The organism is Porphyrobacter sp. LM 6, assembly GCF_001720465.1.
Lineage (GTDB): Bacteria > Pseudomonadota > Alphaproteobacteria > Sphingomonadales > Sphingomonadaceae > Erythrobacter.
This window is the reverse complement of record NZ_CP017113.1, coordinates 1,995,553-2,015,968: the sequence shown is the minus strand read 5'-3', so window position 1 is coordinate 2,015,968 and position 20,416 is coordinate 1,995,553. Positions and strand designations below refer to the sequence as shown.

Below are 20,416 nucleotides of genomic sequence, written 5' to 3'. Positions count from 1 at the left end.
CGCTGGTGCTGTGCCCGGATATCCGCGTACTGCGCTACGATCTCGATGCCGCCGAGCGCCTCGCCGAAGCCGAAGGCTTGGCATTGGCGATCGGCGTTGTGGTCGCGCATGAAGCGGTCCTTCCGATCCGAAAGATGCAGCCCAACACGCTGTTCGGTTCGGGGCAGGTGCAGAATATCGCCGTGTGGTGCGAGCAATATGAGGCTGAACTCGTCATCGTCGATGGCGCGCTCACCCCGATCCAGCAGCGCAATCTGGAAGACCGGCTCAAGCGCAAGGTGATTGATCGCACCGGGCTGATCCTCGAAATTTTCGGGGAGCGTGCGGCGACGGCTGAGGGTCGCTTGCAGGTCGAACTCGCGCACCTCGATTACCAGCAAAGCCGGCTCGTGCGCAGCTGGACTCACCTCGAACGCCAGCGCGGCGGCTTCGGCTTCCTTGGCGGCCCGGGCGAAACCCAGATCGAGGCTGACCGGCGGATGATCCGCCAGCGCATGGGCCGGCTTCGCAAGGAGCTGGAACAGGTCCGCAAGACCCGCGCGCTGCACCGCGATCGCCGCGGCCGTGCGCCGTGGCCGGTGGTGGCGCTGGTCGGCTATACCAATGCCGGCAAATCGACGCTGTTCAACCGCCTGACCGGCGCACAGGTGATGGCCGAGGATCTGCTGTTCGCCACGCTCGATCCAACGATGCGCGCGATCAGTCTGCCGGGGGTGGAAAAGGCGATCCTGTCGGACACGGTGGGCTTCATTTCCGATCTTCCCACCCAGTTGGTCGCCGCCTTCCGAGCGACGCTTGAAGAGGTCACCGCTGCCGATGTGATCTGTCACGTGCGCGACATGGCGAATCCCAGCCATTCAGCGCAGAAAAAGCAGGTTATTGAAGTCCTTGGCGATCTCGGCGTGGTCGATGCGGATACGGCAACGAGCAGCATTCCTATCCTCGAAGTCTGGAACAAATGCGATCTTCTCGATGATGAACAGCGCAAGGAACTGCATGAGGCTGCCGCAGGGCAGGGGGCTGTCATCCTTTCGGCCGCAACAGGCGAGGGCGTGGATGCGCTCGAGGCCGAGCTGGCGCGGCTGCTGACCGGTGCAGCGCGTGCTGTGACCTTCATCGTTTCGGTGGCCGACGGACGCCGCCTCGCCTGGCTCCATGCGCATGGCGATGTGATGTCCGATGAAGATGGCGGCGAGGGCGAGGACGGCCCGCAGCGGCGATTGACCGTCCGGCTCAACCCCAAAGAGCTGGGCCAGTTCGCCAGCCTGTCGGCCTGAGCGACTCTACTCGGCGCGTTTGACCTGCTGCCAGAGTTCTTCCTGCGCCTCGAGCGAGAGGGTGGGGAAAGCGTCACCGGCCAACTGCTCCATGCCTCGAAAGCGGCGTTCGAATTTGGCATTGGCAGCGCGCAGGGCGTCTTCGGCGCTGATGCCATAGGCGCGCACAAAGTTGACGACGGCAAACAGCAGATCACCCGCTTCTTCGAACCGCGCTTGGTCGGAAGGTGCGGTCTTCAGTTCCGCAATTTCCTCGGCGATCTTGGCTTCGGAGCCTGACGGATCGGGCCAGTCGAAGCCGGTCCGGGCCGCGCGCTTCTGGAGTTTCTGGGCACGCATCAATGCTGGGAGTGCGATGGCGACACCGTCGAGTGCGCTGGTATCACCCTTTGACGCGCGTTCGTCGGCTTTCAGATCCTCCCAGCGCGCTTCATCCATTCCGCCGCCGGCGTCGGTAAAAATGTGCGGATGCCGGGCTTCCATCTTGTCGCTGATGGCGTTGGCAACGTCGCCGAATGCGAACAGTCGGGCTTCTTCGGCCATGCGGGCGTGGAAGACGACCTGGAGCAGCAGATCGCCGAGTTCATCCTTGAGATCAGCCATGTCGCCGCGCGCGATCGCGTCGGCGACTTCGTAGGCTTCCTCGATCGTGTATGGTGCGATCGTGGCGAAATTCTGCGCGAGATCCCACTCGCATCCTGCATCAGGGTCGCGCAGCCGCGCCATGATCGCGAGCAGGCGGTTGAGGGGGGCATCCGGTGGAGTGTCAGGCATGGTGCCGGCTGATCTTTCAGTTTGATAATATATATTATGTAAAATCTACATCAGTGCGCTCGCGGTCCCGCGCGCAACCAGAAACCACTCCACCAGCACGTAGACGCCGCCAAAAATCAAGATCCAGGCGAGCCCCATCGTCACGATCTTCCGCCAACCCAGCCGATAGGAAGCCAGCCCGACGCAAGCGAGCATCAGCCACGCAGCACTTGAAATGACTGGAAGCAGATAATCCGGGTTCATGCGACCAGCTCCAGACCGTCATATCCAACGATCACGAAATCCGGAACCTCGGCGCACAGCGTCCGGTAATCCATGCTCTTGTCGAGATGGCTCAAAACCACACGACCAGCCTTGCAGCGCTCGCCAAGTTCGATCGCCATGGCCAGATGCGCATGGGTCGGATGCGGTTCGCGGCGCAGGCAGTCGCTCACAAGGATATCGACCTTGTAGAACAAGTCGATCATTTCAACAGATATCGCACTGAAATCAGTTGCATAGCCGATGCTTTTGCCATCTGCTTCGAACCGATACGCCGTAGTTTCCCCCGGTCCATGCGCCATCTGGCACCAATCAACCCCGAACCCGGCAATCATCCGCAAGCGATCAAGCGTATCGATCGTGCAGATCGTCGGGTAACCCTCCTGACCGGCGAAGACATAGCCGAACCGCTGCCGCAGCCGCCGCACCGTTTCGGTTGAGGCGAAAGACGGGATTGGCCCCGCGCGGCCATAGCGCAACACCCTGAGATCATCGATACCGTGGCAGTGGTCTGCGTGATCATGCGTCCAGAAAACAGCGTCGATATGAGCGATACGGTTCGCCAGCAACTGCGCACGGCAATCCGACGAAGTATCGACCAGAAGCCGCTTGCCTTCGTCACTCTCGACAAGGATCGAGACCCGTGTGCGGCGGTTGCGCGGCTCGTCGGGGTCGCAATCACCCCAGTCGCCGGTGCCGTCAGGCCCGCCCAGCCGCGGCACCCCGGTCGAGGTACCAGAGCCGAGCATCACCAGCTTCACAGGCGCGCCTTACTGAAAAGATTGAAGAAATTGGCGGTGGTGACCTGCTTCAGATGTTCCACATCCTTTCCGCGCAGCTCCGCGACAAATGATGCCGTGTCAGCAACATAGGCCGGTTCGCACACTCTTCCGCGATGGGGTACCGGCGCGAGAAAGGGACTGTCGGTCTCGACCAGCAGTTTGTCCTCCGGGATGATCTTCGCGACTTCCTGCAAGTCCTTTGCGTTTTTGAAGGTGACGATGCCTGAAAGCGAGATCGTCAGCCCCAACGCCAGCACCTTCTGGGCGAAGTCGGCCGAGGCGGTGAAGCAGTGGATCAGCGCGGGGAAGGCCCCCTTCCCCATTTCGTCGGCGAGGATCGCGTAGGTATCCTCCTCGGCATCGCGGGTGTGAATGATGAGCGGCAACTGCGTCTCGCGTGCGACATCAATATGCATGCGAAACAGCGACTTCTGCGCCTCTCTGTCCGACTTGTCGTAATAGTAGTCGAGCCCGGTTTCGCCGATGGCAACAACCTTTGGATGGCGTGTCGCTTCCAGCAATGCCGCGCGGCCCAGATCCTGATGCGCATCGGCCTCGTGCGGGTGGATGCCGACGCTGGCGAACACATCGGGCTCGCGCGCGGCGGTGCCGACGACCTGATCCCACTCGCTCTGCCGGGTCGAGATATTGAGGAACGCCCCCACCCCCGCCGCCCGCGCGCGCTCCAGCACGCCCTCGCGGTCCTCGACGAGACCTTTGTATTCCAAGTGGCAGTGGCTATCGACCAGCATCAGGATGCAGGCTCCTCAGCAGGAAGCTCAAGGCGCGGGAACAGCGGGGTTGGCGGGACGACGGTAAAACCGCTCGCGACGAGGCGATTGAACCATTCGCGATCATCAAGTGCCGCATAGCCACGTTCAGCCTCGGGAATTCCGAGCTGATCGAGCAGCGAAGCCGCTTTTTCCGGCACCACGGGCTGGACCGCAATAGCGAGATCGCGAAGCGCCATGAACAGCGTCTGGAGCACAGCCTTCATACGCTCAGGGTCAGTCTTCTTGAGCGTCCACGGAGCCTGCTCGTCAACATACTGATTGCAGGCATAGACCGCGCGCATCCAGGCTTCGATCCCGGTCGAGAAGGACAGGGCATTGAATTCGCGCGGGAGTTCCACCGAGCAGGCGAGTTTGACCGTAGCATGGAGCTCGTCATCAGCACTGTTGGCCTCAAACGCCTCCAGCTTCCCGTCCATGTTCTTGGCAATCATCGATAGCGTGCGCTGGGCGAGATTGCCGAAGCTGTTCGCAAGTTCGGCATTTGCTCGCAAAACAATTGCTTCGGGTGAATAGCTGCCATCCTGCCCAAAGGCGACTTCACGCATCAGGAAGTACCGCAGGGCATCGACCCCGAACCGCTCTGCCAGTTCGAGCGGATCGGTGACATTGCCGAGCGACTTCGATTCCTTCTGCCCGCGATTGAGTAGGAAGCCGTGGCCGAAGACGTGCTTGGGCGCGGGCAGACCGGCGCTTTCGAGGAAGGCGGGCCAGTAGACCGTGTGGAAGCGCACGATATCCTTGCCGATCAGGTGCAGGCTGGCGGGCCAGAACTCGCCCATGTCGTCGGGATATCCAAGCCCGGTAAGATAGTTGGTGAGCGCATCGACCCACACATACATGACATGGCCGTCGCTTCCCGGAACCTTCACGCCCCAGTTGAAGCTGGTGCGGCTGACCGACAAATCGCGCAGGCCCTGCTCTACAAAGGCGATCATCTCGTTGCGGCGGCTTGCCGGCTCGAGGAAACCGGGCTTCTTCAGCAGATCAAGCAGATAGTCCTGATACTTTGAAAGCCGGAAGAACCAGCTTTCCTCAATCGTCCATTCGACCGGCGTACCCTGCGGAGAAAGTTTCTCCCCACCCTCGCCTTCAACCAGCTCGCTCTCGTCGTAATAGGCCTCGTCGCGAACCGAGTACCAGCCTTCGTAGCGATCCAGGTAGAGATCGCCAGCAGCCTCCATCGCCTGCCAGATCGCTTGGCTGGCACGGTGGTGATCGGGTTCCGAAGTGCGGATGAAGCGATCATAGGATACGTTAAGCGCATCGCACATATCGCGGAAATAGCCCGACATTTCGTCAGCCAGTTCAGCAGGTGTGCGGCCTTGTTCCTCGGCCTTGCGGGCCATTTTGAGACCATGCTCGTCGGTGCCGGTCTGGAAACGCACCTTGCGGCCGATCAGCCGCTGGAAGCGCGCGATCACGTCGGCCGCGATAGCTTCGTAAGCGTGGCCGATATGCGGCCGCCCGTTAGGGTAGCTGATCGCGGTGGTGATGTAGAACGGAGAGGTATCGGGGTCAGCCATGGGCCGTTTCGCTAGCGGGCGCGGCGGCGACAAGCAAGCCGCCGATCTCGAACGGCAGCAGCCCGGCATCGAAATTGGCGGTCGGGGCTTCCGCTGCAAGACCGACCAGCGCGGCGTGAGTATCGATCAGGCGTTCGCGGTGTGCAGGGTCCGGTGACTGGCGCGCAGCCCGCGCGACCAGCCCTTGCGCGAGATCAAGCACTGCCTGCACCCGCTCGCGGCTTGCGCGCGGCCCGATGAGTCGGGCGAGATCGCCGCGCCGCGCCAATCCGTTGTCGCCGCGGGTGATGAGTGCGGTGATGGCCTCGGCAACAGGGGCAAGCTCTTCCTCGGCAAACCGCAAGGCGACACCGAACGAGCCGTCCGCAGCTGCGATGGCCTGCGGGTCAGGGCGCAGACCGGCGGTTTCGAGCATCGCGGCAAGCTGGCTGTCGCTCAGCACCGGAAAGCGCAAAGTCCGGCAGCGCGACCGGATGGTCGGCAGCAGGCGCGCCGGGCGGTGAGTCACGAGCAGGAAGAAGGTGCCGACGGGCGGCTCCTCAAGGCTCTTGAGCAGGGCGTTGGCGGCGGCCTTCTCCATGTCGTCAGCCGGATCGATGATGATCGCGCGGCGGCTGCCCAGTGTCGGCCGGGTGACAAGACGCTTCTGCATCGCGCGGATCTGCTTGATCCGGATCGAACGCGCGCGCTCGAAGGGCTTTCCCTCGGCAGCGGCGCGTTCGGCCTTGTCGTCCTTGGGCCCGTAGGTGAGGACAATGATGTCAGGGTGCTCGCCCGCGGGCTGCGGCACACCGGGTTCGGCCACCAACTCGCGCGCGGCGGCAAGGGCAAAGTCGCGCTTCCCCAGCCCCGCCTTGCCCGCAAGCAGCCAGCCGTGGTGCATCCGCTCGCCGCCGAGCGCATCACGCCATTGGCGCCACGCCTCGCCGTGGTTGGGCCAGGTGGTCATACCACCCGGCTCGCCAAGAGCGGCTCAAGGGCCGCCAGCACCCGCGCGTGAACCGTTTGCGGGTCGCCCACGGCATCGATCCGGGCGAACCCTTGCGGGTCGCGCGTCGCCAGATCACGGAAGGCTGCGGCAACGGCGCGGTGATATTCCACCGGACGCCCCCCGATGGCATCGCTCGCATCCCCGTCGCGCGCGGCGAGCCGGGCGGCAAGCGTTGCCTCGTCCGCTTCGAGCAGGATCACCAGATCAGGGCGCAGACCAGCGCTGCCGAAGGCGTGAAGCGCGAGGATCGCCGCATCGCCCAAGCCACCGGCGCCGCCCTGATAGGCGCGGCTCGAATCGACGAAGCGGTCGCAGATCACCCAGTCACCACGCTCGAGCGCGGGGCGGATGAGGTGCGCGACATGATCCGCGCGCGAGGCGGCGAACAACAGGGCCTCGGCTTCGGACGTCCAGCCGGTTTCGCCGGGCGGGTCGAGCAGCAAGCGGCGGATTGCCTCTGCGCCGGGGGTGCCGCCGGGTTCGCGGGTGGTGATAACGCCGATACCGCGCGCGCGCAGAGCCTCGGCCAGCAGGCGGCCTTGGGTGGACTTGCCCGTCCCTTCCCCGCCCTCGAAGGCGATGAAGACCCCGCGCCGGGGCAGCCCGCTCACGAGAAAACTCCGGCGATGGCGTTGACGATCCGGTCGATCGGCCCAGCCTCGCCGACCGCTTCTGCAGTGTAGAGCGGGATATGCGCCGTCGTCACACCCGGCCCTGTCACTTCAAGAACAGCGACCTGACGTCCGGCAGGCAAAGGAGCGCGCAAGGGGCCATCGTAGCGCACATTGGCCTTGAGCTTGGCATTGCTCCCGCGCGGCAGATTGATGGTCACCGCGCCGCGGGCAACGAGCGGGACATGGCGCGCATCGCCGTTTTGCACACGCGCCCCGGCAATAACGGTCTCCGGATCGAACAGGCGCCGCCGGTCGAAGGCACCAAAGCCCCACTCGACATAGTCGCGCGCCAGCCGTGCACGCAGCCTTCCGGTGTCGACGCCTGCGAGCACAAGAACCAGCCGCTGACCCTGCCTCTGTGCCGTGCCGAGATAGGAATATCCCGATTCATTGGTGAAGCCGGTCTTGATACCATCCGCCCCCGGCACCACCCCGATCATCGGATCATGGTTCGATTGGATGATGCCTTTGTAATCGAAGCCTTCCCGCCCGATGTAATAGCCGAACCGGTCAGGATGCCGAGCGATCATCGCCTGTGCCAGCTTCACCAGATCGTTGGCGGTGGTGAAGGTGCGGCCTTCATCGGGCCAGCCGTTGGGAGTGCCGAAATAGCTTCCCGTCATGCCAAGACCGCGGGCAGTGCTGTTCATCTTCGCGGTCCATCCGGCGATCGATCCCGCCTGTCCCGCCGCCAGCACTGCGGCGCCATCATTGGCGGAGACATTGGCGATGCCGAGCAGCAGGTCATCGACCCGCACGCGCTCGCCCCGGTCGAGGAACATGGTCGAACCCTTGCGCCGCCAGTCGCGCGCCACTTCGGGAGTCATGACGAAAACTTGTGCGGGATCGAGCTTGCCCTGCTCAATGAGTTCGAAAGCTAGGTAGAGCGACATCACCTTGGTGACCGAGGCGGGCATGAACCGCCGGTCGGGATTGCGCGCGTGGAGCACCTGACCGCTCGACAGGTCGACGAGCAAGGCGACCGGCGCCTCCTCCGGCTTGGGGATGCCTGCCAAGACGAAGCCCGGGGGAAGCGGGCGTGCGGCTCCTGAAACCGAAAACGCCAGCGCCAGCCCTGCCAGCGCCGCTACCAGAAATCGAAATGAGCGAACCACCATCAGCATCACAGCCGCGGCTATAGCCACGTCGCCTTTTCTTGGCGAGGCGCGCACCGGCCTCAGTTCACGATTTCGTCAGCCAGCAGGCCCACGCTCATCGCGTAGTAGCTTGAGCAATTATATTCGAGGATGACGCGGTAATTGCCGGTGAGCAGCCACGCGGGCGTGCCCGGCCCGTCGGGCTGGAACAGCGAGACCATCGTGTCGTCGGGGAGGCCCCGCTGCGCCGCCACCCCTTGCGCGCGCCACTCCGCAACGGTCATCCAGCGGCTCAGCCGTTCGTGTACCCGCGGACAGACCGGCGAGACGAGCTTGGTGCGATAGGCGGTGATGTCAAACGCTGCCGGAACGCTTGCTCTCACACCCCATGGTTCGGCGCTGCGCCATCCGGCATCGCGGAAATAATTGGCGATGGAGGCGAAAGTATCCGCCCGGTTGCCGAAGATATCCGCCCGGCCATCGCCGTCACCATCGCGTGCCAGCCGCAGGTAGACGCTCGGGAGAAATTGCGGATTGCCCATCGCTCCGGCATAGCTCCCGACTAGCTGCGAGCGATCATAGCCCTTGTCAGCAATCTTCATTAGCGCGACGAACTCGCCTGCAAACAGCTCGCGCCGACGGCCTTCCCACGCCAGCGTCGCAAGGCTGCGCGCGAGATCGAAGTCGCCCTTCACCTGGCCGTAGCTGGTTTCGTGCCCGAAGATCGCGACGATGATTGGCCCTGGCACCCCGTATTGGCGTTCGATCCGGGCGAGGATATCGCGGTTGGCGCTGTAGACCGCACGGCCGCCGCCGATCCGCGCGGCATCGACATGGGTGCCGATATAGCCCGACATCGGCGGGTAGCCGCGCGAGGTTGCGGTGCCGGGCTGGTTCTGATCGAGGCGGATGACGCGGTCGTTGGGGGTTAGTCCGGCGGTCATGCGGGCGATGGTATCCTCGCTCACCCCCTCGGCCCGCGCACGTGCCTTGAGCAGTTCGAGATAGGCATCAAAGGGCAGCCCATCGCGGCTCACCGCCTGCGCGCTCGCGGGAACCGGAGTAGGCGGCGCGCCAAGCATGGCAACCGCCGCAAGCAAGAGTACAGCCATGGAGCGAACACGGGGAATCATCAGTGCAGGGATGTCATACCTTGCCTGAATCCCCAACAACCGAACCGCCGTTCTCCCCTTCGCATCGGACAGAACGTGAAGGGTGGTGACAATACCGCCGTTCGGCGCTAGCCGGTGGCGGCATAGGACAGGTGGCCGAGTGGTTTAAGGCAGCGGTCTTGAAAACCGCCGTAGGTGCAAGCCTACCGTGGGTTCGAATCCCACCCTGTCCGCCAGTTTTGCTGGGCTAAAGGCCGGCGAAGATGGCGGAATGCGGTGAGGTGGACGAGCCCTTGTTCGACCCGGAGCCGCGTAGCGGTGGAGGGCGGCCGGAGCGTAGCGCAGGCCAATCCCACCCTGTCCGCCACTTTACCTATGCCCGCTCGGGCCGCTCAACCTTCACCATCGCGCCGACGATGATGCAGCCTGATTCCGGATAGGTTTTTTTCGCCTCGAGCGACGCGTTGGTGATCGTGAAGGTCTCGACATCGACCCGTTCGCCGCAGGTGTCGATGGTGCTGAGTGTGTAGTTCCCCGGCGGCAGATCATAGAAGATGAAGCGCCCGGTGCCCGCTTCGCGGCGCTTGGGCCAGGATCGCCCGTCGGCCGAGACCAGTTCGGCATCGTAATACCAGCCCTTGTAGGCAAACTTGCCGGTGATTTGGTAGCGCGGCGCCGCGCTATCGGGTGTGGTCTGACATGCTGCCGTGGCAAGCGCGAGTGAGGCGCCCGCGACGGCGATCATGCGTCGCGCGGTAGTTTTGCCGGACGACCTGAGCGCGATCGTTCCGTCGCCCGCAATCTGAGCCCTGACACATACCTCATCTTCGCCATCCAGCAGTCGCTCCGCTTCTTCCAAGGTCAGCGCTGAAAGATCATGGATGATCTTGTCGCAAGAGGCGCAGTGCCGGTTGCATCCGCGCGGGGCCATGGCCTCCCATCGCTCGTCGCATGGCTTGGGAAACTCGACTTCCAAATCCAGCATGATCACGCCCCCGAGTGCGGAGGGAGCCTAACAGATCACGTCCGTGCCGTCACCAGCCATGCTTTGCAGGCGAGCATCACGCCTTCCTCGGGGCGATAGTGACGTTTAAACATGGCGAGCAGATCGGTGCGGGCCGCATCGCGAACCTGTGGCCCCTGCTGCTTCAGCACCTGCCCGACGGCCATCGAGGCGAGCACGAAATCGGTTGCCTCCAGCGGGGTTGCGCCTGGTCCGCCCACAGGCGGCACGCCCGCGTAAGGCGCAACCTCCATATCGCAGAAGCCCGCACCAGCCAGAACCTCTTCGAGATAGGTGAGATCCTCGAAGGCAAACGGGCCGGGCGCACGCGGAATGGCGGGCGGGATTTCGACGTGGCGGCGCACCACGCCCATCACTTCCATCATCCAATGATTGTCGCGCGGGTGCGCCCAAACTGCCAGATCAATCCGCGCGCCAGGCTTCAGCATCGCCTTGAGGTTGGCGAAGGCCGGAACCGGTTCGGGAAAGAACATCGATCCGAAGCGCGAAAACAGCCGGTCGAACGGCGCCTCGTCCAGCGTGGCGGTCGCCGCGTCCGCGCAGACGAAGCGCGCGTTGCTGCCCGCCGCTGCTGCACGGGCCTGAGCTCGCGCGATCAGCATTGGCGCAATATCTAGACCAAGCGCCGCACCGTCCGGCCCCACTGCCTCGGCGATCGCCAGTGTCGTCGCGCCGCCGCCGCAGCCCAGATCGAGCACTCGTTCGCCCGGCTGATAGCCCACCCGCTCCAAGAGCGCATTGCCGATCGGGGCAATCATCCCTTCGAACTGGTCAAGACTGGCGAGCCAGCGCTCTCCCATTTCGCCCGCCCAGTCCTCACCCTTCAGCGTTTCAGTCGGGCCTTGCGTCATCGATTGCCCCTCAGAAGTGCAGCGCGCGGCCGTAGGCGGAGAGCACGCTTTCGTGCATCATCTCGCTCAAGGTCGGGTGCGGGAAGACGGTCTGCATCAGCTCGGCCTCGGTGGTCTCGAGCGTCTTGCCGACGGTGTAGCCCTGGATCAGCTCGGTCACTTCCGCGCCGACCATGTGCGCCCCGAGCAGTTCGCCGGTCTTGGCGTCGAACACCGTCTTGATGAATCCTTCCGCCTCGCCCAGCGCGATCGCCTTGCCGTTGCCGATGAAGGGGAAGTTGCCGACCTTGACCGCGTAACCGGCCTGCTTGGCCTTGGCTTCGGTCAAGCCGACGGAGGCGATCTGCGGGTGGCAATAGGTGCAGCCCGGAATGTTGCTGCGGTTCAAGGGGTGCGGGTGAACATCCTTGTTGCCCAGCTCCTTGGCGATGGCTTCGGCGGCAGTAACACCCTCATGGCTCGCCTTGTGCGCCAGCCACGGACCTGGAGTACAGTCGCCGATCGCCCACAGCCCCTTGGACTTGGTGCGGCCATAGGGATCGATCTGGATAAAGCCGCGATCCATATCGGCCAGCCCTTCGAGCCCGATGTTCTCGGTGTTGGGCACGATGCCGATGGCGACGATCACATGGGTGAATTCGCTGCTCGCAGCCTTGCCGCTCTTGTCCTTGATGGTCGCGGTAATGCCCTTGTCGGTCACCTTGATCGCCTCGACCCCGGCGCCGGTCATGATGGTGATGCCCTGCTTCTTGAGCGATTTTTCGAGGAAGGCCGAAACCTCCTCGTCCTCGACCGGCACGATCCGGTCGAGCATTTCGACCACGGTCACTTCGCTGCCGAGGTCATTGTAGAAGCTCGCGAACTCGATGCCGATGGCGCCGGAGCCGATTACCAGCAGCTTGGCCGGGAGTTCCGCCGGGGTCATGGCGTGGCGATAGGTCCACACGCGCTTGCCGTCTGCCGGAGCAAAGGGCAGGTCGCGCGCGCGGGCACCGGTGGCGACGATGATGTGTTTGGCGGTGAGCTGCTCTTCGCCCTTTTCGCCCTTCACGGTCAGACTGGTGGGCCCGGTCAGCGTGCCCTGCCCCATGTGCACCGCGATCTTGTTCTTCTTCATCAGGTGCGTGACGCCCTGGTTGAGCTGCTTGGCCACGCCCCGGCTACGCTTGACGATGGCCGCGAGGTCCGCCTCGATCCCCTTGGCGACGAGGCCGTAATCGCCTGCGTGCTGCATGTAATGGAATATCTCGGCCGAACGCAGCATCGCCTTGGTCGGGATGCAGCCCCAGTTGAGGCAGATGCCACCAAGGTTCTCGCGCTCGACAATCGCGGTCTTGAGCCCGAGCTGCGCGCAGCGGATCGCCGCGACATAGCCGCCGGGGCCGGAGCCGAGCACGATCACGTCATATTCAGTAGCCATCATTTGATCCCGTCATTCGATGTCAGTTACTTGATCCCTTGAACCGCCCGCGGGCGGCCATCCTCGCCGATCAGAACAAATTTGAAGGTGCCGCGTGCCACCGTGATGGTCGCCTCGCCGTTCCGTTCGCGCGCAATCGCTTCGGCCGCGATGGTGAGCGAGGTGGTGCCGGTAGCGATCACGTCACAATAGACGGAAAGCTCGTCCCCCACCGCCATTGCGCCCGGAAAGGCGAAGTCCGTGGCGGAAACGACCACCGCCTTGCTTTGCCCCACGCGGCTCGCAAGGCTGCCCGCGCCAAGCGCCATCTGCGCCATCAGCCACCCGCCGAACACCCCGCCATAGGGGTTGGTATCGGCGGGCATCGCGGTGGCCCTGATCGTCAGTTCGCCCGCGGGCATGGGATTAAACCACCAGCCCCATCGGGTTCTCGACCAGCTGCTGGAACGCCTGCATCAGCTGCGCGCCGTCAGCCCCGTCGATTGCGCGGTGATCGAAGCTGCCGGTGGCGCTCATCACCGTGGCGACCGACAGCGCGCCGTCGACCACATAGGGGCGCTGCTCACCCGCGCCGATCGCGAGGATCATCGCCTGTGGCGGGTTGATCACCGCGTCGAACTGCTTGGTGCCGAACATCCCGAGGTTCGAGAGCGAGGCGGTGCCGCCCTGATATTCGTGCGGCATCAGCTTGCCATCGCGCGCCTTGTTGGCGAGCTCCTTCATTTCGGTGCTGATCTGCGCCAGACCCTTGCGGCCCGCATCGCGGATCACCGGAGTGATCAGGCCCGAAGGTGCTGCCACGGCGACCGAAATATCCTGCCGCGAATACTCGAACAGAGCATCGCCCTGGAAGCTGACATTGCACTTGGGTACGCGCTGGAGCGCGCGGGCCAGCGCCTTGATCAGCAGATCATTGACGGACAGCTTGACCCCGTCCGCCTCGAGACTCTTGTTCAGTTCGCCGCGCAGCTTGAGCAGTGGATCGAGGCGCACGTCGACGGTGAGGTAAATGTGCGGGATAGTCTGTTTGGCTTCGGTCAGGCGGCGGGCAATGACCTTGCGGACGTTGTTGAGCTTCTGCACCTCGTAAGGCGCATCGAGATCGCCGCCGAGGGTCGGCACTGCGACTGGCGCGGGCTGCGCGGCCGGTGCCGGGGCTGCCGGGGCAGCAGCAGCGGGTGCAGCACTTGCCGCCGCACCGGGGGTGAAGCTTTCGACGTCTTCCTTGACGATCCGGCCATTGGGGCCGGTGCCCTTGACCAGAGCGAGATCGATGCCCTTGTCCGCCGCGATCCGTTTGGCGAGCGGCGAGGCAATAATGCGCTCGCCCGACGTCGCCACCGGAGCGGGCGCTGGTGCCGCTGCAGGTGCAGCCGCAGGAGCAGGCGTGGCCGCGCCGCCGCCTGCCGCAATCGCGGCCTCGACGTCTTCCTTGGTGATCTTCCCCTTGGGGCCGGTTCCGGTGATGCTGCCCAGCGCAATCCCGTTCTGTTCGGCGAGCTTGCGCGCGGTCGGGGTCGCAGCGGGGCCATCTTCGGCTGCCGCCGGTGCCGGAGCAGGTGTGGCAGGCGCCGGAGCCGCCTCTTCGCCTTCGATTGCAAGCCGCGCGATCACCGCGCCAACCTTCACGCCCTCGGTCCCGGCTTCGATCAGGATTTCGGCGATCACGCCTTCATCGACCGCCTCGAATTCCATCGTCGCCTTGTCGGTTTCGATTTCAGCCATCACGTCGCCCGAGGATACCGTATCCCCGACTTTCACCAGCCACTTTGCGAGCGTGCCTTCTTCCATGGTGGGCGACAACGCCGGCATCCTGATGTCCAAGGCCATGATCCGCAGAAACTCCCGTGTTCGATCCTCTGGGGGTTCTCTGGCCAATTCCCTAGCGTCGGGCAAGGCCCAGAATGGCGGTTGAGTGCCGGGGCTTGCCAATCCATACGAATGCATTGATATCCTCGCCCCCAACGGGGCTGACACATATGCGCACTTTTCTGGTCATTATCGACGAGAGCGAGGAGGCTACGGCCGCCCTGCGCTATGCTGCGCGGCGCGCAGTTGCAGTGGGCGGTGCGGTGCATCTGCTGGCGCTGGTGCCGCAGCAGAACTTCTCGGCCTTTGGCGCGGTGCAAGCGACCATCGAGGCCGAAGCCCGCGACCGGGCCGAGATGCTCGCGCATGGCGTTGCCGGTAACCTGCTTGCCGAAAGCGGGATCATGCCGACCATCTCGGTCAAGATCGGTCAGGGCCAGAAGATCGTGACCGATTTCCTTGCCGAGCACAGTGAAGTCGCCGCGCTGGTGCTGGGCGCTGCCAAGGGCGGCGCGCCGGGCCCGCTGGTGACCCATTTCTCGGCCGCAGCGGGAACACTCCCCTGCCCGCTCTACGTCATCCCGTTCGATTACGATGAGGCCGCAAGCGACCACCAGGCTTGAGCCGCTACTTCTTGCGTCCCTGATGGCGGATATTGCCCGGACGACCGCGCTTGCCCACCATGAACTTGCCGGCCGTTTTCGGAGGCCCACCCGGCCCCTTGCGCCGTTCTTGCGGCCTTGCGCCGCGTGTTTCGATGCGGCCCATATCCGCATCCGGCAACACGAATTTGAGCGCGCCGGTTAGCGGATTGGCTTCGGCGAGCTTGAGCTTCAGCCTGTCGCCGCTGGCATAGGTCGTCCCGCTGTGCGAACCGACCAGCGCCTGCGCGGCTTCATCATGGCGGAAGTATTCGCCGCCCAGCGTCGAGATCGGCACCAGCCCATCCCCGCCGAGCCCGACGATGGTGGCGAAAAAGCCGAAGGCCTGCACCCCGGTGATGCGGGTATCGAACACCTCGCCCACCCGCGCCGACAGCCATGCCGCGACATAGCGGTCGATGGTATCGCGCTCGGCTTCCATCGCGCGGCGCTCGGTCTGGCTGATCGCGTCTGAGACCTGCTGGAGCGAGGCGCGGTCGCGGTCCGAAAGGCCGCTGGTCGCGGGGATCGAACCCGGTGGGGCGGGCTGCTCCAGCTTGTAGGCATCGACCAGCGCGCGGTGCACCAGAAGATCGGAATAGCGGCGGATCGGCGAGGTGAAGTGCGCGTAAGACCCGAGGCTCAGCCCGAAATGCCCGGCATTGGCAGGCCCGTAATAGGCCTGCGTCTGGCTCCGGAGCACCGCTTCCATCACCAACGCTTTTTCGGCCTCGTCGCTGATGTCCTTGAGCATCCGGTTGAACAGGCCGGGAGTGACGACCTGCCCCAGCGCCAGCTTCTTGCCCATCGTCGCGAGATAATCGCGCAGCGCGATCAGCTTCTCGCGGCTCGGCGGTTCGTGAATGCGATAGACGACCGGCGCAGTCTTGGCTTCTAGTGCCTTGGCCGCAGCGACGTTGGCGGCGATCATGAAATCCTCGACCACGCGGTGGGCATCGAGCCGTTCGCGGATCGCGATCGAGGCGATGCGTCCCTGCTCGTCGAGCACCACGCGGCGCTCGGGGAGTTCAAGCTCGAGCGGATCGCGGGCATGGCGTGCGGCGGCGAGCGCCTTCCACGCGGCCCAAAGGTTGGCGAGAAACGCGGGCGGGTTGCCATCGTCCACGGCCTTCTGCGCATCCTCGTAAGCGATGTTGTGCGCGATCCGAACCAGTGCGCGGGTGAAGCGGAAGCTGGTGACCTTGCCCTCTGCGCTGATGTGCAGGTGACACGCCATCGCCGCGCGGTCCTCGCCTTCCTTCAAAGAGCAGACATCGGCCGAGAGCACCTCGGGCAGCATCGGCACGACGCGGTCAGGGAAATAGACCGAATTGCCGCGTTTCCTCGCCTCGCGGTCGAGCGCCGAGCCGGGGCGGACGTAGAAGGACACATCGGCAATCGCGACCACCGCGTTGAAGCCGCCCTGCCCGTCGGGCTCGGCCCAGATCGCATCGTCATGGTCGCGCGCGTCAGCCGGGTCGATCGCGACAATCGGCAGGTGCCTGAGGTCTTCGCGCGCCTTTTCCGAAAGCTTGAGCTTGGCCGCACGCGGGGCTTCCTCCAGCACCTCTTCGGGGAAGATGTGCGGGATGCCGTGCTTGGCAATCGCGATGAGGCTGAAGCTACGCGGGGCGAGCGGATCGCCCACCACCTCCACCACCTTCACCCCTGCGCGTTCCGAACGGCCCACGCGTTCGGCAATCACCAGCTGGCCTTCTTCGGCCTCGCCGCGATCGGCGATGGGAGTGGACTGGCGCACGCGCTTGTCGACCGGCGCGAGCCAGGCCTTGCCGGTCTTGTCGATCTCGACGATGCCCATCAGCCCTTCGGTTCGCGAGGGCAGTTTCTTCATCACATGGGCGATGAGGCCCCGCTCGGTCTCCTCGGTGCGGGCGAGCACGCGGTCACCGCGCCGCAGCGCCGGCGGGCGCTTGGCAGATTTAGCACCTCTGGGCATTTTCGGCTCGCGGATGACCAGACGGGGTGGCTTGCCGGGGGCTTCGGGATCCCAATTGTCGGGCTCGGCAATCAGATCGCCCTCGTCCACATCGACGATCCTGAGCGTCGTCACCTTCGGCACCCCGCCCATGCGGTGAAAGGCGCTTTTCGAACCGTCGATCAACCCCTCCTCGGCCATGTCTTTGAGCAGGGCCTTGAGCTTGATCTTTTCCTGCCCCTTCAGCCCGAAGGCCTTGGCGATCTCGCGCTTGCCCGCGGGAATGTCGGAGGACTGGATGAAGTCGAGCACCTGCTGGCGCGTCGGCATCCCTTGGGGGAGTTTGGGGGGCTTGGGCATGAGCTATCCCCTACCCGTTCGCCCTGAACTTGTCGAAGGGCTGCACTTCACTTTCTGCCGTCGAAGCAAAGAAAAGGAGCGCTTCGACAGACTCAGCCCGAACGGAGGTGAGGGCTATTCCTTCCCCACCGGCGCAAACGCGCCGCCCGGAACCGCGCTTGAGACCGGCGAGCAATAGTCGCCCGCACAGGCCGTAACGCCGAACATCCAGTCGTCGCCGCGCAGCGGGGCCGCAAGGTCGAAATCGACGCCAGCGGGTGAGGCATTGGGAACGGGGATCGGCTCGAACACGGCTTCGCTGTCGCCCCGGGTAGCCGAACGCCAGAACGTTTCGTCTGTCCGCCGCGCAACGATAAGATAGCTGTCCGCTCCGGGTACCGAACGCCACTTAAGTCCCGTATCGACCCTCACGGCCGCATCGGCGGCAAGCGCCGGCGGCATCGGTGCCCGCGCCAGTGCATCGAGCGCGCGCACATTCAGCTTGGTGACCCCGGCGAGGTAGGCGAAGTCCATCTCGTCGATCGTATCGCCATAGAACACACCATTGTCGGTGCGGATGTCCTGGTGCTGGTGATCGTAATCCTCGACCCCGACGGTGAAGCGGATCGCGGGAAAGCCCTTTTGCAGGAACGGCACCTGATCGCCGCCGCGTCCCATGCGGTCGGTGCGCCAGATCTGGCGAACCTGCATTTCGCCCGGGTGCTTCTCGGCCAGCCCCGCCACCCAGCGCGAAAGGTTTCGCGAAGGCGTATCGTTCTCGCCGCCGAACCGCGTCGCCGCAGCGCGCAGCACCTCTGTCAGGTCAGCACGCGGGCCTTCGGAGAAGACGCGCACCACCTTGGGCTCGCAATAGCCGTCCTTGCCGCAGGAATTGCCGACGATGTCGTTATTGAGCACCGCCTTGACGGTGTAGCCCTGCGCCGCCGCCCAATCGGCAAGGATGCGGCCGCCGTAAAGGCCCTGTTCCTCGCCCGAGAGCAGCGCGTAGATGATCGTGGTGGGATACTTGCTGCCCGACAACACCCGCGCGGCTTCGAGCACCAATGCAGTCCCCGAAGCATCGTCATTCGCGCCCGGCGCATCGCTGGTGAAATCGAGCGGATCGGACACGCGGCTGTCGATGTGGCCCTGAACGATCACGACTTCGTTGGGTCGTTCGCTGCCGCGCTGGATCGCAACGGCGTTGCGGACGAGCGTGGCGGTGGGAATGCGGCGGCCATCGACCGGAATGACCTCTCCCACGGGCAGCACCTCAAGGCACCCGCCGCACTTCGCGCCGATCCGGCGGAACTCGTCCAAGCCCCAGTTTACCGCCGCGCCGATCCCGCGCTTGGGATCATCCTGCGATGACAGCGTGTGCCGCGTGCCGAAGCTGACGAGCTTTTCGACGTCGCCCTTGAGGCGCTTTTCGGAGACCTGTTCGGCCGGGTGGTTCTGGGCAGCGAGCGGAGCAGCCGCGAGTGCGGCAAGGAGAGCGAGGTGTTTGAGCATGTGCCCTGTCTGCCCTCCTCGCCCCTTGCGCGCAAGCCTAGTAAGCGCGGGCGATAAGGATCCGTTCGCTGGCCGGTTCGCCGGTGAAGATGCAGGTGCAGCTCGCCGCATCGCTGCCGCGCGGCACGTTGCGGATGGTGAGCTTCACCGCCTTCAGCTTTTCGACCACGGCTTCGAGTGCACCGCCGGTCGGCTTGGCCCACTCGACCTCGACCCAGCCCGGATACTTGCCGCCCTTCTCGAAGTGGTCGACCACGGCCTGCCAATCGCTCACCCCGCGGGTGATGTTGGCATCACGGCGAGCGCGGGCCTCTTCGTAGAGTGTTGACTGGATCGTTTCGAGCAGCGCGCCCGCTCCGTTCACAAACTCGGCATAGGCCGGATAGCTGAAGGCGGGCTTGCCGTTGGCGGTGTTCCACAGCCGGTCACGGCGAAGGACGGCGATCTTGCCTTCGGCCATATCGCGCGGGCCGACCTCGATGATGACGGGCGCGCCCTTGCGCACCCAGTCCCAGCGCTTAGCCGCGGCCTTGCCGGGCTTGGTATCAAGCAGCACGCGCACCTTTTCACCCAGCGCGATCTGGCTGGCGAGCGCGGCGCGCACGGTATCGCAATAAGCGAGAAGATCTGCATCCTCGGGCGCATCGCGCAGCATCGGGATGATGACGATCTGGTGCGGGGCAATCGCGGGCGGCACGCGCAGTCCGTCGTCATCGCCGTGGGTCATGATCACGCCGCCGATCAGACGCGTTGACACACCCCAGCTGGTCGTGTGGCAATATTGCTGGCCACCTTCGCGGTCCTGATACTGGATGCCCGCCGCATGGGCGAAGTTGGTGCCGAGGTAGTGCGAGGTGCCGGCCTGCAGCGCCTTGCCGTCCTGCATCATCGCCTCGATCGACCAGGTCTCGACCGCACCGGGGAAGCGCTCGTTTTCGGGCTTTTCGCCCGCGATCACGGGCAGCGCCAGGTCATCCTCGGCGCAGGCGCGATACATCTCGAGCGCGCGGTGGGTTTCCGCCAGCGCATCCTCGCGATTTTCGTGCGCGGTATGGCCTTCCTGCCAGAGGAATTCGCTGGTCCGCAGGAACATCCGCGTGCGCATTTCCCAACGCACGACGTTAGCCCACTGGTTGGTGAGCAGCGGCAGATCGCGCCAGCTCTGCACCCAGCGCGCCATGGCATCGCCGATGATCGTTTCCGAGGTCGGGCGCACCACGAGCGGTTCTTCGAGCTTGGCTTCGGGATCGGGGATCAACCCGCCCTTGCCATCCGAAATCAGCCGATGGTGCGTGACGACCGCCATTTCCTTGGCAAAGCCTTCGACGTGCTCCGCCTCACGGGTGAAGTTGGCGAGCGGAATGAACAGCGGAAAGTAGCAGTTCTGCACGCCCGCTGCCTTGATCCGGTCATCCATCAAGCGCTGGATGCGTTCCCAGATGCCATAGCCCCACGGCTTGATCACCATGCAGCCGCGCACGCCCGATTCCTCGGCGAGGTCGGCGGCGCTGATGACTTCCTGGTACCACTTGGCGAAATCGTCTTCGCGCTTCACGTCGAGCGCGTGGCGGATCTGGGACACGGATTAGACTCTCTGGT

The 20,416-nt window shown here is 64.5% G+C and carries 19 protein-coding genes and 1 tRNA gene; 3 read left to right on the top strand and 17 right to left on the bottom strand.

The genetic code is table 11. The annotated features are described in order from the left end of the window. Positions 1-5: 5 nt before the first annotated feature. Positions 6-1,277: a GTPase HflX gene (gene hflX / locus BG023_RS09665; protein ID WP_233992981.1), complete on the top strand. Its 1,272-nt coding sequence runs from the start codon at positions 6-8 to the stop codon at positions 1,275-1,277. A 6-nt stretch (positions 1,278-1,283) separates the two neighbouring features. Here hflX and mazG read toward each other — a convergent pair whose 3' ends face one another. Genes mazG through BG023_RS09620 form a run of 9 tightly spaced genes read right to left on the bottom strand, consistent with a single transcriptional unit; the run spans position 1,284 to position 9,285 of the window. Continuing rightward, positions 1,284-2,051 carry a nucleoside triphosphate pyrophosphohydrolase gene (mazG, locus tag BG023_RS09660; protein ID WP_069310259.1) on the bottom strand — a complete coding sequence of 256 codons (768 nt, stop codon included), beginning with the start codon at positions 2,049-2,051 and terminating at the stop codon, positions 1,284-1,286. A 45-nt stretch (positions 2,052-2,096) separates the two neighbouring features. Beyond that, complete coding sequence (locus tag BG023_RS09655; protein ID WP_069310258.1) at positions 2,097-2,294, bottom strand: hypothetical protein; 198 nt, start codon at positions 2,292-2,294, stop codon at positions 2,097-2,099. Continuing rightward, on the bottom strand, positions 2,291-3,073 hold the full coding sequence (locus BG023_RS09650; protein ID WP_069310257.1) for an MBL fold metallo-hydrolase: 783 nt from the start codon (positions 3,071-3,073) through the stop codon (positions 2,291-2,293). Before BG023_RS09650 ends, BG023_RS09655 begins: the two co-directional genes overlap by 4 nt. Further along, positions 3,070-3,846 carry a TatD family hydrolase gene (locus BG023_RS09645; RefSeq protein WP_069310256.1) on the bottom strand — a complete coding sequence of 259 codons (777 nt, stop codon included), beginning with the start codon at positions 3,844-3,846 and terminating at the stop codon, positions 3,070-3,072. Before BG023_RS09645 ends, BG023_RS09650 begins: the two co-directional genes overlap by 4 nt. Beyond that, positions 3,846-5,411, bottom strand: a complete 1,566-nt coding sequence (metG, locus tag BG023_RS09640) for a methionine--tRNA ligase (RefSeq protein ID WP_069310255.1) — start codon at positions 5,409-5,411, stop codon at positions 3,846-3,848. The genes BG023_RS09645 and metG overlap by 1 nt, the downstream gene beginning before the upstream one ends. Then, positions 5,404-6,360, bottom strand: coding sequence for a DNA polymerase III subunit delta' (locus BG023_RS09635; RefSeq protein WP_069310254.1), 957 nt, complete (start codon positions 6,358-6,360; stop codon positions 5,404-5,406). Before BG023_RS09635 ends, metG begins: the two co-directional genes overlap by 8 nt. Then, the gene (gene tmk / locus BG023_RS09630) at positions 6,357-7,013 is read right to left on the bottom strand and encodes a dTMP kinase (RefSeq protein ID WP_233992980.1); all 657 of its coding nucleotides are present in this window, start codon (positions 7,011-7,013) and stop codon (positions 6,357-6,359) included. Before tmk ends, BG023_RS09635 begins: the two co-directional genes overlap by 4 nt. Further along, positions 7,010-8,221, bottom strand: coding sequence for a D-alanyl-D-alanine carboxypeptidase family protein (locus BG023_RS09625; protein ID WP_233992979.1), 1,212 nt, complete (start codon positions 8,219-8,221; stop codon positions 7,010-7,012). Before BG023_RS09625 ends, tmk begins: the two co-directional genes overlap by 4 nt. A gap of 32 nt (positions 8,222-8,253) precedes the next feature. Next, a complete protein-coding gene (locus tag BG023_RS09620) occupies positions 8,254-9,285 on the bottom strand; it encodes a lytic murein transglycosylase (protein ID WP_069310252.1) in 1,032 nt (343 codons plus the stop codon). 146 nt (positions 9,286-9,431) lie between these two features. Here BG023_RS09620 and BG023_RS09615 point away from each other — a divergent pair. Beyond that, a tRNA-Ser gene (locus tag BG023_RS09615) sits at positions 9,432-9,521 on the top strand. Positions 9,522-9,658: 137 nt separating this feature from the next. Here the strand turns inward: BG023_RS09615 and BG023_RS09610 are convergent. From BG023_RS09610 to BG023_RS09590, 5 genes are read right to left on the bottom strand one after another with little or no spacing between them, the layout of a single operon-like run. Further along, positions 9,659-10,270, bottom strand: coding sequence for a hypothetical protein (locus BG023_RS09610; RefSeq protein WP_150122848.1), 612 nt, complete (start codon positions 10,268-10,270; stop codon positions 9,659-9,661). Between the two features lie 35 nt (positions 10,271-10,305). Continuing rightward, the gene (locus tag BG023_RS09605; RefSeq protein ID WP_069310250.1) at positions 10,306-11,160 is read right to left on the bottom strand and encodes a class I SAM-dependent methyltransferase; all 855 of its coding nucleotides are present in this window, start codon (positions 11,158-11,160) and stop codon (positions 10,306-10,308) included. 10 nt (positions 11,161-11,170) lie between these two features. Next, positions 11,171-12,580, bottom strand: coding sequence for a dihydrolipoyl dehydrogenase (gene lpdA, locus BG023_RS09600; protein WP_069311247.1), 1,410 nt, complete (start codon positions 12,578-12,580; stop codon positions 11,171-11,173). 26 nt (positions 12,581-12,606) lie between these two features. Beyond that, a complete protein-coding gene (locus BG023_RS09595) occupies positions 12,607-12,981 on the bottom strand; it encodes an acyl-CoA thioesterase (protein ID WP_069310249.1) in 375 nt (124 codons plus the stop codon). Between the two features lie 4 nt (positions 12,982-12,985). After that, positions 12,986-14,410 (bottom strand): 2-oxo acid dehydrogenase subunit E2, encoded by a 1,425-nt coding sequence (locus tag BG023_RS09590; protein WP_069310248.1) that lies wholly within the window; start codon positions 14,408-14,410, stop codon positions 12,986-12,988. A 149-nt stretch (positions 14,411-14,559) separates the two neighbouring features. Here BG023_RS09590 and BG023_RS09585 point away from each other — a divergent pair, with 149 nt between their 5' ends. After that, entirely contained in the window at positions 14,560-15,012 is a 453-nt protein-coding gene (locus BG023_RS09585; protein WP_069310247.1) for a universal stress protein, read from the top strand. 4 nt (positions 15,013-15,016) lie between these two features. Here BG023_RS09585 and rnr read toward each other — a convergent pair whose 3' ends face one another. From rnr to proS, 3 genes are all read right to left on the bottom strand, one after another. After that, positions 15,017-17,326 (bottom strand): ribonuclease R, encoded by a 2,310-nt coding sequence (rnr, locus tag BG023_RS09580; protein WP_069310246.1) that lies wholly within the window; start codon positions 17,324-17,326, stop codon positions 15,017-15,019. A gap of 114 nt (positions 17,327-17,440) precedes the next feature. Beyond that, positions 17,441-18,817 carry a M20/M25/M40 family metallo-hydrolase gene (locus tag BG023_RS09575; RefSeq protein WP_069310245.1) on the bottom strand — a complete coding sequence of 459 codons (1,377 nt, stop codon included), beginning with the start codon at positions 18,815-18,817 and terminating at the stop codon, positions 17,441-17,443. Between the two features lie 37 nt (positions 18,818-18,854). Next, entirely contained in the window at positions 18,855-20,399 is a 1,545-nt protein-coding gene (gene proS, locus BG023_RS09570; RefSeq protein WP_069310244.1) for a proline--tRNA ligase, read from the bottom strand. Between the last annotated feature and the right edge of the window lie 17 nt (positions 20,400-20,416).